This window comes from Micromonospora sp. RP3T (assembly GCF_003027925.1).
Lineage (GTDB): Bacteria > Actinomycetota > Actinomycetes > Mycobacteriales > Micromonosporaceae > Micromonospora.
In genome coordinates, this window is sequence record NZ_PYPS01000009.1 from 16241 (window position 1) to 31969 (window position 15729).

The 15729-nt window shown below is 74.3% G+C and carries 15 protein-coding genes; 7 read left to right on the plus strand and 8 right to left on the minus strand.

What is annotated here, in order from left to right:
* Nucleotides 1-92: 92 nt before the first annotated feature.
* Genes C8054_RS09640 through C8054_RS09655 form a run of 4 tightly spaced genes read right to left on the minus strand, consistent with a single transcriptional unit; the run spans nucleotide 93 to nucleotide 5009 of the window.
* On the minus strand, nucleotides 93-482 hold the full coding sequence (locus C8054_RS09640; RefSeq protein ID WP_107156415.1) for a zf-TFIIB domain-containing protein: 390 nt from the start codon (nucleotides 480-482) through the stop codon (nucleotides 93-95).
* Between the two features lie 23 nt (nucleotides 483-505).
* Nucleotides 506-1138 (minus strand): phosphoribosyltransferase, encoded by a 633-nt coding sequence (locus C8054_RS09645; RefSeq protein WP_107156416.1) that lies wholly within the window; start codon nucleotides 1136-1138, stop codon nucleotides 506-508.
* Nucleotides 1135-2490, minus strand: a complete 1356-nt coding sequence (locus C8054_RS09650) for a glycosyltransferase 87 family protein (RefSeq protein WP_107156417.1) — start codon at nucleotides 2488-2490, stop codon at nucleotides 1135-1137. Before C8054_RS09650 ends, C8054_RS09645 begins: the two co-directional genes overlap by 4 nt.
* A 53-nt stretch (nucleotides 2491-2543) precedes the next feature.
* The gene (locus C8054_RS09655; RefSeq protein WP_107156554.1) at nucleotides 2544-5009 is read right to left on the minus strand and encodes a bifunctional diguanylate cyclase/phosphodiesterase; all 2466 of its coding nucleotides are present in this window, start codon (nucleotides 5007-5009) and stop codon (nucleotides 2544-2546) included.
* An 877-nt stretch (nucleotides 5010-5886) separates the two neighbouring features.
* On the opposite strand from C8054_RS09655, the gene moaC reads away from it, so the two are divergent.
* Genes moaC through C8054_RS09675 form a run of 4 tightly spaced genes read left to right on the plus strand, consistent with a single transcriptional unit; the run spans nucleotide 5887 to nucleotide 8627 of the window.
* Complete coding sequence (gene moaC / locus C8054_RS09660) at nucleotides 5887-6378, plus strand: cyclic pyranopterin monophosphate synthase MoaC (protein ID WP_107156418.1); 492 nt, start codon at nucleotides 5887-5889, stop codon at nucleotides 6376-6378.
* On the plus strand, nucleotides 6375-6845 hold the full coding sequence (locus tag C8054_RS09665; protein ID WP_107156419.1) for a molybdenum cofactor biosynthesis protein B: 471 nt from the start codon (nucleotides 6375-6377) through the stop codon (nucleotides 6843-6845). Before moaC ends, C8054_RS09665 begins: the two co-directional genes overlap by 4 nt.
* A gap of 37 nt (nucleotides 6846-6882) precedes the next feature.
* On the plus strand, nucleotides 6883-8139 hold the full coding sequence (locus C8054_RS09670; protein WP_107156420.1) for a molybdopterin molybdotransferase MoeA: 1257 nt from the start codon (nucleotides 6883-6885) through the stop codon (nucleotides 8137-8139).
* Between the two features lie 56 nt (nucleotides 8140-8195).
* Nucleotides 8196-8627, plus strand: a complete 432-nt coding sequence (locus tag C8054_RS09675) for a molybdenum cofactor biosynthesis protein MoaE (protein ID WP_107156421.1) — start codon at nucleotides 8196-8198, stop codon at nucleotides 8625-8627.
* A 9-nt stretch (nucleotides 8628-8636) separates the two neighbouring features.
* Here the strand turns inward: C8054_RS09675 and C8054_RS09680 are convergent, their stop codons facing one another.
* Nucleotides 8637-10073 carry a glycosyltransferase 87 family protein gene (locus C8054_RS09680; protein ID WP_107156422.1) on the minus strand — a complete coding sequence of 479 codons (1437 nt, stop codon included), beginning with the start codon at nucleotides 10071-10073 and terminating at the stop codon, nucleotides 8637-8639.
* 203 nt (nucleotides 10074-10276) lie between these two features.
* Complete coding sequence (locus tag C8054_RS09685; RefSeq protein ID WP_107156423.1) at nucleotides 10277-10822, minus strand: DoxX family protein; 546 nt, start codon at nucleotides 10820-10822, stop codon at nucleotides 10277-10279.
* Nucleotides 10823-10947: 125 nt separating this feature from the next.
* On the opposite strand from C8054_RS09685, the gene C8054_RS09690 reads away from it, so the two are divergent.
* Nucleotides 10948-11493 (plus strand): GNAT family N-acetyltransferase, encoded by a 546-nt coding sequence (locus C8054_RS09690; RefSeq protein ID WP_107156424.1) that lies wholly within the window; start codon nucleotides 10948-10950, stop codon nucleotides 11491-11493.
* Nucleotides 11494-11508: 15 nt separating this feature from the next.
* On the opposite strand, the gene C8054_RS09695 is transcribed toward C8054_RS09690, so the two are convergent.
* The gene (locus tag C8054_RS09695; protein ID WP_107156425.1) at nucleotides 11509-12744 is read right to left on the minus strand and encodes an ATP-binding protein; all 1236 of its coding nucleotides are present in this window, start codon (nucleotides 12742-12744) and stop codon (nucleotides 11509-11511) included.
* 130 nt (nucleotides 12745-12874) lie between these two features.
* Nucleotides 12875-13792: a flagellar basal body protein FliL gene (locus C8054_RS09700; RefSeq protein WP_107156426.1), complete on the minus strand. Its 918-nt coding sequence runs from the start codon at nucleotides 13790-13792 to the stop codon at nucleotides 12875-12877.
* Nucleotides 13793-13876: 84 nt separating this feature from the next.
* Between C8054_RS09700 and C8054_RS09705 the strand changes: the two genes are divergently transcribed.
* Together C8054_RS09705 and C8054_RS09710 are read left to right on the plus strand one after the other, a co-directional pair.
* Complete coding sequence (locus C8054_RS09705; RefSeq protein ID WP_107156427.1) at nucleotides 13877-14920, plus strand: EamA family transporter; 1044 nt, start codon at nucleotides 13877-13879, stop codon at nucleotides 14918-14920.
* A gap of 11 nt (nucleotides 14921-14931) precedes the next feature.
* A complete protein-coding gene (locus tag C8054_RS09710; protein ID WP_233219560.1) occupies nucleotides 14932-15651 on the plus strand; it encodes an A24 family peptidase in 720 nt (239 codons plus the stop codon).
* Nucleotides 15652-15729: the final 78 nt, after the last annotated feature.

Below are 15729 nucleotides of genomic sequence, written 5' to 3' on the forward strand. Positions count from 1 at the left end.
GGGTGCAGCCTGCCACGATGCTCGACGATCGGCATGGTGAGAAGGGGCCCCTTCTCTACCGCAGGCGTTAACAAGGGGCCCCTCCTTACACCTCAGTCGAACAGTTCGCCGAGGAAGCCGTGCTTCTTCTTGCGGCGGTAGTGACCGTGGTAGCCGTAGTGCTGCTGCTGACCGTGGCCGTACGCGGGCTGCGGGTAGCCGTGGCCGGGCGGCGGCGGAGGGGGCGGGGGGACGGCGCCGTAGCCCGGCTGGTGCGGGGCTGCGGGCGGGGGCGGCGGAGGCGGTGGGTAGCCGGCCCCGGCGGGTGCGGCCTGCGGGGCGCCGCCCTGCTGCCGGTTCCAGTTGGCCTCGGCCTCGAACAGCTTTTCGAGCTCGCCTCGGTCGAGGAAGATTCCGCGGCACTCGCCGCACTGGTCGATGACTACTCCGCTGCGCTCGTACTGGCGCATCTCTCCGTGGCATTTGGGACAGGTGAGCTGCATGACACCGACGGTACCGGGTGTTTTCACGCGGTGGCGGTCAGCGCGTGCGTCACCTCGTCGTCGGAGACCTCGTGGATGTCGTCGTAGTAGGCGCCGACGGCGGCGAAGTCGGGCGGGAGTTGGCTGCTCACCACCGTGTCGGCCGTGGCGGCGAGCATCTCGTACGCCGGCGGGGAGCCGACCGGGACGGCGACGACCACCCGGGCGGCGCCGAGCTGGCGGGCGACCTGGACGGCGGCGCGGGCGGTGGCGCCGGTGGCGAGCCCGTCGTCGACGATCAGGGCGGTGCGGCCGGTCAGGTCCAGCGGTGGCCGGCCGGCGCGGTAGCGCTGCTCGCGGCGGTCCAGTTCGGCCTGTTCGCGGCGGCGGACCTGGGCCCGGTCGTTCTCGCTGATCCGGCCGGCGACCATGTCGTTGAGGACCTGCACGCCGCCGGGGCCGAGCGCCCCGAAGGCGACCTCGGGTGCCCAGGGCACGCCGAGTTTGCGGACGACCAGCACGTCGAGGGGGGCGTGGAGCCGGTCGGCGATCACCCGGGCGACGGGGACGCCGCCGCGGACCAGGGCGAGGACGACGACGTCGGGCCGGTCGGCGAGGTCGGTGAGTCGCTCGGCGAGGTCCTGTCCCGCTTCGGTCCGGTCACGGTAGGTGGTCATGCCTCAGGTGTACGCCTTCCGGCCGGATCGCGCCGGGCGGTTGCCGGGAATGCCGGCCGGCCGGGCTGCCCGGCGGGCGTCTCGGCGAGTGCCAGCGCGGGGGCGAGGACGAGCAGGGCGGCCGGGTAGAGCAGGTAACCGAAGCGGGTGGAGGGCATCAGCAGGATCGCGGCGAGCAGCCCGTACCCGCAGATGAGGGCCGTGGCGGCGGCGGTGCGCGGCGGGTGGCGCAGCAGCCGGACGGCGATCGCCAGGCCGACCGCGGCGAGCAGCGCGGCGGCGACCACACGGCCGGCGGGGAGCGCCTCGGCGATCAGGTGGCCGGGGAACGGGGACTGGGCGGGGCTGGTCACCAGGCCGTGGCCGAGCGGGAACCGGAGCACGTTCTCGACCAGGGCGTCGCGGTCGACGAGCAGGACCGGCAGCAGCGCGAGGACGGGCAGGCCGAGGGCGCCCAGGGCGGTGCGGGGCGCGGCCCGGCGGGTGGCGGCCCAGCAGACCAGCACGACGGCCACCGGCCAGGCGAAGAGCTTCAGCGCGCCGGCGACGCCGACCGCGAGGCCGGCGCGGCCGGGCCGGCCGGCGGCGGCCAGCGCGAGGGCGAGCAGGCAGAGCGCGAGTACGGGAAGGTCGTCGCCGCCGGTGGCGAGCGTGAGCGCGGAGACGGGCAGGACGGTGGCGGCCTGGACGGCGCGCAGCAGCGTGGCGGAGCGGCGGGGCGAGGTGGGGCCGGTGCTGGTGCGCAGCGTGGCGACCAGGGCGGCGAGCGCGAGCGCGGTGCCGATCGCGAACCAGACGCGGGCGTCGGTCCACCAGGCGTCGGCGGCGGCCCGGGGCAGCCCGAACAGCGCCATTCCGGGTTGGTAGGGGGTGTAGCCGAGGAGCTGCTCGCCGGGGGGCAGGGCGGCGATGGCGTCGGGGCCGAGGTAGGGGGTGCCGTGCTCGGCGAGGCGGGTGCCGGCGTGTTCCACCACGAGCACCTCCTCCTGGGCCCGGTCGGTGCGTCCGCCGGCCCGTTGGATGCTCTGCAGGACGACCGGGAGCAGCGCGGTGGTGGCCCAGGTGAGACCGGTGACCGCCCAGCGGGCGGGCAGGCCGGCCAGGGGGGTGTCGGGGTGTCGGCGGCGGGCGAGGAGCTGGGTGGTCGCGGCGAGCGCGGCGACCGCGTACCCGATGGTGGCGACGGTGCCCCACGCGCGGTGCGGCGGCAGGGTGGAGGTGGCGGCGGTGACCGCGGCGAAGATCGTGGCGGCGGCGTAGAGACCCAGGTCGAGGGCGAGACCGCCGGCGGCGGTGTCGAGTGCCGACCAGCGGCGGGAGGTGGCGGTGGCCGGGTCGGCGTGGGCGGTCACGCGGGCCAGTCTGGCAGACCGGGGATGCGCTCCGGCCGGGTCGGGCCGGTTGGTCAGGGGTGTCGGACGTCGGTGGCGGGGGTCGGGCGGGTACGGATGCCGGCGGCGCGGCGGCCGGGCAGCCGGATGACGGCGCCGGTGTCGTGCAGCGGTGCGGCGAGTGCGCCGGGCCGGCCGCCGGCGCCGCGTTGGAGGGCGGCGAGCAGCGCGCCGGCCGGCAGCGGCCGGGCGAACAGGTGGCCCTGGCCGGCCGTGCAGCCCAGCTCCCAGAGCGTGCGGCGTTGCGGTTCGCTCTCCACGCCCTCGGCGACCACTGTGAGGTCGAGGCTGCGGCCCAGGTCGAGGGTGGAGCGGATCACGGCGGCGGCCTCGGGCGCGGTTTCCATGGCGGTGACGAAGCTGCGGTCGATCTTGAGTTCGTGGACCGGGATGCGGGAGAGCAGGGAGAGCGACGAGTAGCCGGTGCCGAAGTCGTCGAGGGCCAGCCGGATGCCGGAGTCGCGGAGCCGGCTGAGCACCCGGTCGACCACGTCGAGCTGGCTGAGGGTGAGCGTCTCGGTGAGCTCCAGGACGAGCCGGTCGGGTGGGAGGTCGTGGGCGCGTAGCCGGGCCAGCACGGCGCCGGGGAAGCGGGCGTCGAGGAGGCTGCGTGGTGACACGTTCACCGAGACGGGCAGGTCGAAGCCGGCGTCGTGCCACGAGCCGGCCGCGATCAGCGCCTGGTCGAGGATGGCCTCGGCGAACGCGGGCAGCAGCCCGGAGCGTTCCACCGCCTCCAGGAAGCGCAGCGGGTCGATCAGGCCGTGGGTGGGGTGGTGCCAGCGGGCCAGCGCCTCCGCGCCGGTGACCTGGCCGCTGCCCAGGTCGACGATGGGTTGGAAGTTGACGGTGAACTCGTGGTCGGCGACGGCCCGGGGCAGTTCGCCGCCGAGGGTGAGCCGGCTGAGGTCGGCGGTGTCGCGCGTCGCCGCGTACGTGGCGACCCGCTGGCCGGCGCGCTTGGCCTGGTACATCGCCACGTCGGCGCGGCGCAGCAGCTCGGGCATCCCGCCGGTGGCGGGGGCGACGGCGATGCCGCCGCTGGCTTCCACGCTGATCCGCATGCCGTCGAGGTCGATCGGGTCGTGCAGCGTGGTGAGCAGGGCTTCGGCGCGGTGCGCGGCGACCGCCGGGGCGGGCAGGCCGCGCAGCAGCACGGCGAACTCGTCGCCGCCGAGCCGGGCGACCAGGTCGTCGGCGCGTGCCGCGTCGCGGAGCCGTTCGGCGACCTGGATCAGCACCCGGTCGCCGGCGCCGTGCCCGAGCGTGTCGTTGACCTCCTTGAAGTGGTTGAGGTCGATCAGCACCAGGGCGGTGACGCCGTCGGCGTGCCGGGTGGTGAGCTGGGCGGTGCCCTCGTCCAGCAGGTGCCGGCGGTTGGACAGGCCGGTGAGGGCGTCGTGGGTGGCGGCGTAGGCGTGGTCGGCGGCGACGCGGGCCAGTTCGGCGTACGCCTGGGCGTTGCGGACCGCGGTGCACAGCGCCGAGGCGAAGGTACGCAGGGTGTACTGCTCCCGCTCGGAGAGCTCGACCGGCCCGACGAAGCGGAGCCGAAGCTCGCCGATGTTCTCGGCCCGGTCGTGTCCTTCGAGCGTGACCGGCATGATCCGGCCGTCCGTGGCGCTGGGGCGTGGCGCGGTCCCGTCGTACGCGATGCCGGCCGCGCCGCCGCGGACCGTGCGCCCGCCCTCGCGTAGCTCGATCTCGACCTCGTCGGCGGAGAAGAGTTCGGCGGCCTCGGTGACGGCGGTGGTGAGGACCTGGTCGAGGTCGACCACGTTGAGCGCGTCGGTGGTGCGGGCGAGTCGCTGCCAGGCCTGTTGCTCGGTGCGGGCGCGGATCCTGGCGGAGTAGGCCAGGTGCAGGCTGAGCACCAGGGGCGGCACGGCGAGCAACAGCCGGGGGTCGACCCGGAGGATCAGCACGGTGGAGGCGGCTACGACGAATCGCACGCCGAAGCCGGCGATCCGTAGGTCGAGGTTGTTGCGGAACTGGCGCAGGATCGGGGTGCGGGATGCGAGCGCGATGACCGGAATCGCGAGTACGTCGTCGAGAATCGCGGCGACCAGATAGACGATTCCCAGCAGTACGACGATGCGGAGTGGCTCCCGAGGCGGCCAGGCGCCGCCGAGCAGCAGTGTGGCGACGGTGGCGCCTCCGGCCACGAGGGTGTGCTTCGCGATGGCGAAGGCCACCTTGATGGGTGCCAGTCGGGTCACCGATCCGGCGGCCACCCCGACGCCGGTGGCCAGGACGACCCAGGAGGCCGGCGCGACGGCCAGACCGATGACGATTGCGGTTTCCACCCAGGCGAAGTAGAAGGTGGTCGACCTGATGCGTAGCCGCGTCTTGATGACGGTGGCCAGCGCGACGGTCACCACGAGCGTTGCCACGGTGACGAAGTCGCGTACCGATTCGGGGTGTTGCCTGCGTGTGGCGGAGACCGCGATGAGCGCGACGAGCGATGCGCCCGCCACCAGGGTGTAGACGAGGCCGCGCAGGCCGGGGTCGACACCCGTGCGGCTCTCCGTCGTCCGGCTCACCCGAGTCACCCGCCGCTCACCGTCGGTACGCGATGAGCGGCAGCCTACCGCTTCGTTCCGGTGCGGGAAACTCTCATCCCCATTCGGTGCTACGCATTGTTCGTCCCTCCTCCAATATCCCGTCGGGCCGGAATCGCCGCCGATCGGAGTCGTCACCCGCAATCGGTTGTGGCGCATTGGCACGACCCGCCGCAGACATCGCCTGTGCGTGTATCCGCGCCTTGTTGACTGGAAGGAAGGCTAGAGGGAAGAAGGGGCGGTAAGGAAGAATTAATGTCGGTATGCGCAATATAAGCAACTCTCGTCGCTTAAATGACGTTCTGTCCACAAGTTATGTGCGGAGCGGAGCCGACCTTCTGCCTCTTGTACTCACGTGGTCGCTCAGTGCCATCCAGAATGGTGCGACGTGAGCGACATCTGTAGCGTCGTCTGGGCCGAGGAACATTACAACCGGACTCGGCCGGCTTGACCAGTCGGGTCGGACCGCGCGTATGGGCGGCTTGCGCTGCGGCGACCGCCGGGACAACGATTTGTGATAACCGGATTAAGCTGGCGTTTCGACTTGGACGGCACAACCGGGGCTGGAACAGCAGCGCGGAAATCCGCGTAGTCGGGGTCTCACGGTCCGGCGGGGAAAGGCCGATCTCCCGCGGGGAACGCCAAAGCAGCAGTTGGTGTTCGCGTTACTCGCCGTTCGGGTCGCCCGACCGGTAACCGTGGACGAGTTCGGTGGACGAGTGGTGGCCGGACGAACCGCCCCGTGCCGCGACGGCTCAGGCGCGTGGGCGTCGTACCCGGCGGATAGGGTCGGGCGGTGACCGAACCCGCGCAGCTCACCCACGTCGATCCGGCTGGCGCCGCCCGGATGGTCGACGTCTCCGCCAAGCCGGTCTCCGGCCGGCTCGCGGTGGCCGCCGGCCGGCTCCGCACCACCGCCGAGGTGGTGGAGCTGCTCCGTCGCGACGACCTGCCCAAGGGCGACGCGCTCGCGGTCGGCCGGCTCGCCGGGATCATGGGGGCCAAGCGGACCCCCGACCTGATCCCGCTCTGCCACCCGATCGCCCTGCACGGCGTCACCGTCGACCTGCGCCTCACCGCCGACACCGTGGAGATCACCGCCACCGCGCGGACGGCCGACCGCACCGGCGTGGAGATGGAGGCGCTCACCGCGGTGGCGGTCGCCGGGCTCGCCCTGGTCGACATGGTGAAGGCGGTCGACCCGGCCGCGTCGGTGGACGCCGTCCGGGTGCTCCGGAAAGAGGGCGGGAAGACCGGCGAGTGGGTCCGGCCGGAGGACCGGTCGTGATCCGGGCCCGGGTGATCGTGGCCTCCAACCGGGCCGCCGCCGGGGTCTACGCCGACACCAGCGGCCCCCTGCTCGTCGCCGGCCTGCGGGAGTTGGGCTGCACGGTCGACGCGCCGGTGGTGGTGCCCGACGGCGAGCCGGTCGGCGCCGCGCTGCGTGCCGCCCGCGAGGAGGGCGTCGACGTGGTGCTGACCAGCGGCGGCACCGGCATCACCCCGACCGACCGCACGCCCGAGGTGACCGGCGCGCTCCTCGACTACGAGATCCCCGGCATCGCCGAGGCGATCCGCGCGCACAGCCGCGACGCGGTGCCCACGGCTGCGCTGTCCCGGGGACGGGCCGGCGTCACCGGCCGGACGCTGGTGGTGAACCTGCCGGGCTCGCGTGGCGGCGCGCGGGACGGCCTGGCCGTGCTCGGGCCGATCCTGCGGCACGCGGTCGACCAGCTGCGCGGCGGCGACCACTGAGCCCGCGGGCCGCGCACACCGGCGCTAGGCTCGCCGGATGAGCACGGAAACCGAAGCCGCCGCCGTCCAGGTGGGCACGCCTCCGCCGGCCGGGTGGGAGGAGGCCCGGTCCCGGGTGTACGCGGTCGCGCTCTCCGCCGCGCTCCCCGCGGTCAACCGGCCGCTGGCCGACACCGACGGGCACACCCTGGCCGAGCCGCTGGCCACCCGCACCGACCTGCCGGCGTTCCCCACTTCCAGCGTGGACGGCTGGGCGGTACGCGGCCCGGGGCCGTGGCGGGTGGTGGGCCGGCTGCTGGCCGGGCACACCGCGTCGCCGCTGGACGCCGACGGCACCACCGTGGAGATCGCCACCGGCGCGATGGTGCCGGCGGGCACCACCGCGATCCTTCGGATCGAGGATTCGACCCGCACGGTGGACGGTCGGGTGACCGGCACGCCCCGACCACAGCCGGAGTGGCGCGAGCCGGGCGAGGAGGCGCACCGTGGGGAGGAGCTGCTGCCCGCCGGCACGCCGGTGGACCCGGCGGTGATCGGTCTGGCCGCCTCCTGCGGGCACGACACGTTGCGGGTCCGCCGCGCGCCCCGGGCCGCGCTGCTGGTCTTCGGCGACGAGCTGCTCACCTCCGGCCCACCCGGCGCCGGCCGGGTGCGAGACGCGCTCGGCCCCTCGGTGCCGGCCTGGCTGCGCCGTTACGGCTGCCAGGTGCGGGGCGGCGACGTCGTCGGGCCGGTCGCCGACACGCTGCCCGCGCACGTCGCGGCCCTGCGCGGTGCGCTCGCCAACGCCGATCTGGTCTGCACCACCGGTGGCACCATGCACGGCCCGGTCGACCACCTGCACCCGACGCTGGAGGCGCTCGGCGCCGACTACGTGGTCAACACCGTGGCGGTGCGTCCCGGCTTCCCGATGCTGCTCGCCCGGCTGGTCGACGGCGACGGCCGGGTGCGCTTCGTGGCCGGCCTGCCGGGCAATCCGCAGTCCGCGGTGGTGGCGCTGGTCTCGCTGGTCGCTCCCCTGCTCGCCGGTCTCACCGGCCGGCCGATGCCGGTGCTGCCGCAGGTCACCCTCGCCGAGCCGGTGCCCGGGCGCGGGGACCACACCCATCTGGCGCTGGCCCGCTGGGACCGGGTCGCCGGCACCGCGCACCCGGTGCGGCACGTCGGCTCGGCGATGCTGCGCGGGCTGGCCGGCGCGGACGGCTTCGCGGTGATCCGGCCCGGCACCAGCGGCGCCGCCGGCGACCGGGTTCCCCTGGTGCCGCTGCCCCTGACCCCGGGAGAACGCTCGTGAGCGCGAGGAGCGAGCCGGGTTTGCGAGCCCCACAGTCGCGATCGGATGCTGGCATCGTGACGATGGAGACGCGGGTGGTGCTGGGCGCGGTCACCGACCAGCCGCTCGACCTGGCCGCGCACGAGGCGGCGGTCGCCGACCGGCGGGCCGGTGCGGTGGTCTCCTTCCAGGGCGTGGTCCGTGACCACGACCACGGGCGGACGGTCACCCGGCTGGAGTACGAGGGCCACCCCACCGCCGAGGCGGTGCTGCGCGAGGTGGCGGCCGACATCGCCGCCGACCCGGCCGTCCACGCGGTGGCGGTCTCGCACCGGATCGGCCCGCTGGAGATCGGTGACGTCGCGCTGGTCGCCGCCGTCAGCACCGCGCACCGCGCGGCGGCGTTCGCGGCGTGCGCCCGGCTCGTCGACGAGGTGAAGGCGCGGCTGCCGATCTGGAAGCGGCAGGTCTTCGACGACGGCACCGAGGAGTGGGTGAACTGCCCCTGAGTCGGCCGGTCAGCGCCGGGCGGTGAGCGGGGCCGTCCGGCCCAACCGGTCGTGGTAGAACGCCGGCTCGGCACCAGGACGCCAGGGCAGCGCCGCGACCAGCACGATCAACGCGATGGCCAGCGAGTTCTCCATCAGCGCGCCGAACAGGCCGTCCTGGTAGTGGGAGACCTCGGGGAGCTGGTGCTCGTACGGCCAGATCGGTGAGATCAGGAAGAGAAGATAGAGCCCGAGCGCGCCGGCCGCGTGCCGGAACCCGGTCAGCGTCGGGTACCAGATCGGCGGGCGCAGCGCGGGCACGCCGGTCGCCGGGGTCGGCCCACTGTGCCGTAGCGGCAGCCCGCGGCTGGCCTCGCGGCGGCGTACCGCGGCGTCGGCCAGCACCACGATCGCCGGGATGACCCAGACCAGGTGGTGCGACCAGGAGATCGGGCTGATCACGTTGGCGGTGAGCCCGACCAGCGTGAACGCGGTCAGCTCGTCGCCGTCGGTGCGGGCGCTGATCGCCCGGGACAGCCCCAGCGCCAGCACCAGCACCGAGAACGCGAGCCAGAGCAGCCCGGGCGTCTCGATCGAGTCGTAGAGCCGGGCCAGCAGCCCGGCGAGGGACTGGTTGGCGGTCATGTCGGCCGCGCCGACCCGCTCGGTCTGCCACAGCACGCTGGTGAAGTACGCGCGGGACTCCTCGCCGACCGCACCGAACGTCGCGAGCGTCACCCCGATCGTGGTGCCGACCGCGATCCAGGCGGCCCGCCACTGCCGGGTGAGCATCAGGTAGCCGATGAACAGCGCCGGGGTGAGCTTGACGGCGGTGGCGAGCCCGATGCCGACGCCGGCCCAGGCGCCGCTGTAGAGGAAGCGGGCCAACGGCGACTCGGCGGTCTCGTGGTGGGTGCCCCGCTTGGCGCGCCACCGCAGGCCCACCAGATCCGCCATGATCAGCGCGAAGAGCAGCAGGTTGACCTGGCCGTAGCCGAGCGTCTCGCGGGACGGCTCGATCGCCACGGCGAGCGGGGTGGCGATGCCGACGGTGAACCAGAGCGACCAGCCGAGCCGGTCGACGATGGGACGCAGCAACGCCGCCAGCACGACCGCGAGCGCAGCGATGCTGGCCAGCGCGTTGACGAACCCGGCGGCGTCCACCGGCAGCCAGGACATCGGCAGCATGACCAGGCCGGCGAAGGGTGGATAGGTGAAGCCGAGGGTCGTCGAGGGGGCGACGAAGTCGTACAGCTCGTTGCCGTTGGCCCACCACAGCACCGCGCCGTGGTAGATCTTCATGTCGAAGAAGTTGTACGGCCGGCCGAAGGCGCCGATCGCGAGCCAGGCCGCGTACGACACGGCGGCCACGATGCCGATGCGCACCACGAGCCGCTGGTCGACCCCGAGGACGACGCGGGGCGCCGGTGGGAGGCGGTTGGTCCGTCTACCGACTGTCGTCGGCATGGCGTGGCCACCCCCGTACCAAGGTCGTCGTGCCCGTCCAGGTCCAGAACGGAGCCTAGAACGGTGCCTCACGATGTTGCCTCCCGCGTTACGCGACCGTGTCCGATCCCACACGTGTTTGCGACATTTCCACCGCGTTAACGGGTGTCGGACGGTTCAGGTGATTGGTGGCCTTGCGGGGGTGGAGGCCGTGCGGACGCAGGTCAGCCGGGCATCCGGCGAGCGGTCGCCGCGGAGCGTACGGCGATCTTCGCTTCCCGGCGGGCGGTGCGGACCGCGCGCTTGACCGACCGGCGTGAGTGGTCGATCCGGTGGCCGGCGCGCCAGCGCAGGCCCGGCTTGCCCTCGGTGTCCGCGGCGGCGAGCAGGAGCCCACCGAGCAGCCCGAGGTTCTTCAGGAAGTGGACCTGGTTGTTGTTGCGCGCGGTCGGGTCGTCGTTGTTCCAGAAGGGATGACCGGCGGCGGTCGTCGGGAGCAGCGTGCCGGCCAGGACGAGCGCGGCCGGGCGGGTGAAGCGGCCGGTGGCCAGCATCAGACCGCCGACCAGTTGGGTGGCGGCGTTGGCCCGGATCAGCGTCTCGGTGTCGGTCGGGATGCGCGGGTGCAGGCTCTGGATCAGCGGGGCGACCCGGTCGGTGACCGGCGTCGCGGCGGGCACCAGCCGTTCCGCGTTGCGCAGGTTGCGGGCGCCGCTGACCACGAAGATGCCGCTCAACATGACTCGGGCGAGGGAGCGCACGGGCTTCATGGTTCAGTCTTACCCCGTCCGGGGGCCGGTCACCCCTGCAACACACGAAAGGTATCGACGTCCGTCCGGTATCGATTTCAGCGACCGTCGCGGATGGACCGGTTGCGTTCGGTAAGGTCGCGCGGGTGACGACGCTGCGACTGCGCCCGGAGGACCCGGCCGACGAAGCGCCGGTGGCCCGGGTGCTCGCCGCCGCGTTCGCCCGACCCGACGTGACCACCCCGCCCGAGGTCGGCCTGGTCGAGGAGTTGCGGCACAGCGCCGCGTGGATCCCGGAGCTGGCCATGGTCGCCGAGTACGGCGGCGAGGTGGTGGGCTTCGCGTTGCTCACCCGCGTGCGGGTACGCGCCGACGGCGGCGGCTGGCCGGCGCTGGCGCTCGGCCCGGTGGCGGTGGCCCCGCACCGGCAGCGCGTCGGGCACGGCACGGCGGTGGTGCAGGCGGCGCTCGACGCCGCCACCGAGCTGGGGGAACGGCTCGTGGTGGTGCTGGGTGACCCGGCGTACTACCGGCGCTTCGGGTTCGGCCCGGCGGACCGGTTGGGGTTGACCAGCCCGTGGTCCGGGCTGGGGGAGCCGTGGCAGGCGCTGGTGCTGCCGCCGTCCACCGGCGAGGAGCCGCCACCGCCGGCCGGTGAGGTGGTCTTCCCGGCACCCTGGTCGCGGGTCTGACCGCTCGTCGGCTGCTCAGGCCGGCTGGGTGCGCAGGTAGCGGCCGAAGTGCGGAACGGTGAACGCGACAGTGCCCCGCTCGCCGGAGTAGATGAGCCCCTTCTTGATCAGCGCGTCCCGGGCCGGGGAGAGGCTGGCCGGCTTGCGACCGAGTGACCGGGCGATCTCCGCGGTGGGCACCGCCGCGTCCATGTCGTCCCGGGCGCCCTCCTCGCCGTCCACCAGCGCCAGCGTGGCCATGGCCCGCATGTACTCCCGTTCGGCCGGGGTGGCCCGCTCGAACCGGGAGCCGAAGAAGCCGACCGCCAGCTCCGCCTCCGCCTCGGGCGCGGCGACCCGCACGTCGGCGGCGGTGATCGGCGAGCGGGGCGCGTGGTCCCAGGTCGCCTTCCCGTACGCCTGGACGAAGTAGGGGTAGCCGCCGGACTTCTCGTAGAGCAGGTCGAGCGCCTTCTGCTCGTACTCGACCTCCTCCCGCTCGGCCGGCGCGCAGAGCGCCTGGTCGGCGGCGATCCGGTCCAGCCGGTCGATCCGCTGGTAGCGGTAGAGCCGTTCGGAGTACGACTTGGCGGCGCTGAGCACGGCCGGCAGGTGCGGCAGCCCGGCGCCCACCACGATGAGCGGCGCGCCGAGCTGGGACAGCTCGTGGCAGGCGGCGCAGAGCGCGGAGACGTCCTCGGCGCCCACGTCCTGCATCTCGTCGATGAAGATCGCGATGCCGGTGCCCACGTCGGTGGCGACCGCTGCCGCGTCGCTGAGCAGCTCGACCAGGTCGATCTCGATGTCGCCCGAGTCGGCCCGGCCGCTGCTGGCCGGCACGTCGATGCCCGGTTGCCACCTGTCGCGCAGCTTCGGCGCCGCGCCGGCCCGCCCGGCCGGCGCGGACCGCTGCGCGAACGCCTTGAGCACGCCGAGGAAGCCGTCGATCCGGTCCGGCGCGCGGTGTCGGGGGGCCAGCTCGCGGACCGCCATGTGCAGCGCGGCGGCGATCGGCCGACGCAGCGACTGGTCCGGCCGGGCCTCGATCTTGCCGGTGCCCCAGAGGTGGTTGATCGCCTCCGACCGGAGCGTGTTGAGCAGCACCGTCTTGCCGACCCCGCGCAGGCCGGTGAGCATCAGGCTGCGTTCCGGCCGACCCCGGGCGATGCGTTCCAGCACCACGTCGAAGACGTCCAGCTCCCGCCCCCGCCCGGCGAGTTCGGGCGGGCGCTGACCGGCGCCGGGAGCGTACGGATTGCGGACCGGATCCACGCTCGCACAGTATCCGGTCGTCTAGTGACCAGGCTAGACGCGCGTAGAGGCGGCTACCGCGTGTCGGCGTCGAGTCGAATCTAGGTCTGTCTAGCGTCCACCTCAGACAGCCCTAGAGTCGGCTAGCGGCCTATCGACGCTTCAGGCAGAGCACGAAGTCGAGCGTGTCCAGCTCGCTGTCGAAGAAGTACCAGTCGGTGTAGCCGGCCACCTTGCCGCACTTGGCCTCGGCGTCCTTCTTTCCGCTGGTCGCGCCGTCGATCCGGCGCAGCACCTCGTACGTCTTCGGGGCGCAGTCGGCGATCACCAGCTTCGGCTGGGCACCCCCGCCCTGGTTGGCGACGCACTGACCCGCCTTCACGAACCGCGGGTCGGTCGAGGAGGCCGGGGCCGCCGTGGTGGGCGTCGCCTCCGCCGGATCGCTCGGCGCCGCCGAGGTCGGCGCCGGGGCCGGCGCGGTGGTCGCCGTCGTCCCGGCCGTCGGCTCGTCCCCGTCCCGGCCGAGCAGCCAGTACGCCCCGCCGCCGCCCAGCAGCAGCACCGCCAGCACGATCACCACCACCAGCAACGGGCCCCTGCCCCGCTTCGGTGGCGTCGGCTCGTCGTAGGGCTGTTGTCCCGCGCCGTACGCCGGTGGCCCGCCGCCGTACGGCTGCCCCGCGCCGTACGGCGGCTGCCCGCCGGCGTAGGGCTGCTGCCCGGGATAGGGCACCTGGCCGGGGTAGCCGGGGCCGGCCGGATAACCCGGTCGGGGCGCGGCACCCGGGCCGTACTGCTCCTGCGGTGGGCCGTACTGCTCGGCGGGCGGGCCGTACTGCTCGGGCGGAGGCCCGTACTGCTGGGCGGGTGGGCCGTACTGCTCGGGCGATGGCCCGTACTGCTGGGGCGGGCCGTACTGCTCCTGCGGCGGGCCGTACTGCGCGGGCGGGCCGTACTGCGGGCCGCCGGGCGCCGGGTCGTGGTGCGGATCGGGGGCGTAGCCGTCGTCCGGGCGTCGTCCCCGCCACGGCTCGGGTGCGCCGCCGCCCGGTGGTCCGAAGTTCGACATGAACGCCTCCTGTGTAGCCGGTGCTGAGAGGCCGGCCACCAACACGGGACGCCGACGCCGTGGTCACCGTAGCGTGGTCCCACGATGAGCTCACGCCCCCCGAGTACGACGGACGTCGCCGGCTCCCCGCCGCCGCCGGTCCGCGCCGCCCTGGTCTGGACCGCATTGGCGCTGGTCTACCTGCTGTGGGGCTCGACCTACCTGGGCATCCGGATCGCCGTCGAATCCCTGCCGCCACTCACCTCCGCCGCGATGCGGTTCGCCGCCGCCGCCGTGGTGCTCGCGCTCGTGCTGCGGCTCCGGCGCGGGCCCGGGGCGCTGCGCGTGCCACCGCGTCGCCTCGGCTCGGCCGCGCTGGTCGGGGTGCTGCTGCTGGCCGGCGGCAACGGGCTGGTGGTGCTCGCCGAGTCCGGCCCACCCGCCGACGCGGTGCCCTCCGGGGTCGCCGCCCTGCTGATCGCCACCGTGCCGCTGCTGGTGGTGGTGCTGCGTACGGTCGGCGGGGACCGGCCCCGACCGTGGACGTTCGCCGGCGTCGCCGTGGGCTTCGTCGGGCTCGTCCTGCTCGTCCTGCCCCGCGACGGCGTGGACGGGGTGCCGCTGGCGGGCGCGCTGACCGTGGTTGCCGCCGCCGCGAGCTGGTCGATCGGTTCCTATCTGTCCGGGCGGATCCGGATGCCGGCCGACCCGTTCGTGGCGACCGTCTACGAGATGGTGGCCGGCGCGCTGGCGCTCCTGCTGATCGGGGCCGTACGCGGCGAGCTGGCCGACTTCGATCCCGCCGAGGTGACCGGGCGGTCCTGGGCGGCGCTGGCGTACCTGATGGTGGCCGGCTCGCTGGTCGCCTTCACCGCGTACGTCTGGTTGCTCGCCCACGCACCGATCTCGCTGGTCTCCACGTACGCGTACGTGAACCCGGCGGTCGCGGTGGCGCTCGGCGCGCTGCTCGCCGCCGAGCCGGTCACCACGCAGGTGCTGCTCGGCGGCGCGGTGCTCGTGGCCGGCGTCGCCGTGGTGGTGAGCACCGAACGGCCGAACCGCACCCCGCCGGCTGCCGGCGGCGACGGGACGGCCCGGACCCCGCCGGCTGCCGGCGACGGGGCGGCCCGGGGACGCGCCGGCCGGTAGCGTCCCGGCCCGTGTCGGCGGTGACGATGGCGGGAGCGGTGACGGGAACGGCGGTGCTCGGCGCGTTGACCGGTCTGGCCGCGGTGCCGATCGGCCGCCGCGCCGTCGGTCGCGCCACGCCACGCCGGTTCACCGGGCTCGGGCGGGCGGAGGCGGGCCCCCCGAGGGCGCGGTGGGCGGTGGGGTGCGGCGGTCCGACCGTCGGGCCAGGGCGGTGGACCGTGGCCGTGGTCGGGGCGGTGGTGTACGGCGCCCTGGCCGTCGCGCGCGGGGACGAGCCCGCGTTGCCGGCGCTGCTGCTGGTCGCCGCCGTCGGGCTGGTGCTCGCGGTGACCGACCTGAGCGCGTTGCGGCTGCCCGACCCGCTGGTCGGCGCGGTGGCGCTCGGCGGTGGGCTCGGCCTGCCGGCGACCGCCCTGGTGGCCGGCGAGCCGGGGCGCGTGACGACCGCCCTGGTCGGGGTCGGTCTCTCCCTGGGCGGCTATCTGCTGCTCGCCCTGCTGCCCGGCGCCCGGCTCGGCTTCGGCGACGTGAAGCTGGCCGCCGCGCTCGGGTTCCCTCTGGGCTGGCTCGGCTGGCCGGTGCTCCGGCTCGGGCTGCTCCTGCCGCACCTGCTCGCCGGCGTGACCGTCCTCGTCCTGCTCGCCGCCGGCCGGATCCGCCGGGACACACCCCTGCCGTTCGGCCCGGCGATCCTGGCCGGTGCCTGGCTCGCCGCCGTGCTGACCTGAGGCCGCCCACCCACCTGTCCGCTTGCCTGCCCGCTTGCCTGCCCACCCGCTGGCGTTAGGCGGGTCCCCCTGTTAACA

Coding starts and splice junctions, on each gene's coding strand:
- C8054_RS09640 (WP_107156415.1), bottom strand. CDS start 482: ATGCAGCTCACCTGTCCCAAATGCCACGGAGAGATGCGCCAGTACGAG.
- C8054_RS09645 (WP_107156416.1), bottom strand. CDS start 1,138: ATGACCACCTACCGTGACCGGACCGAAGCGGGACAGGACCTCGCCGAG.
- C8054_RS09670 (WP_107156420.1), top strand. CDS start 6,883: ATGAGCACGGAAACCGAAGCCGCCGCCGTCCAGGTGGGCACGCCTCCG.
- C8054_RS09680 (WP_107156422.1), bottom strand. CDS start 10,073: ATGCCGACGACAGTCGGTAGACGGACCAACCGCCTCCCACCGGCGCCC.
- C8054_RS09685 (WP_107156423.1), bottom strand. CDS start 10,822: ATGAAGCCCGTGCGCTCCCTCGCCCGAGTCATGTTGAGCGGCATCTTC.
- C8054_RS09700 (WP_107156426.1), bottom strand. CDS start 13,792: ATGTCGAACTTCGGACCACCGGGCGGCGGCGCACCCGAGCCGTGGCGG.
- C8054_RS09705 (WP_107156427.1), top strand. CDS start 13,877: ATGAGCTCACGCCCCCCGAGTACGACGGACGTCGCCGGCTCCCCGCCG.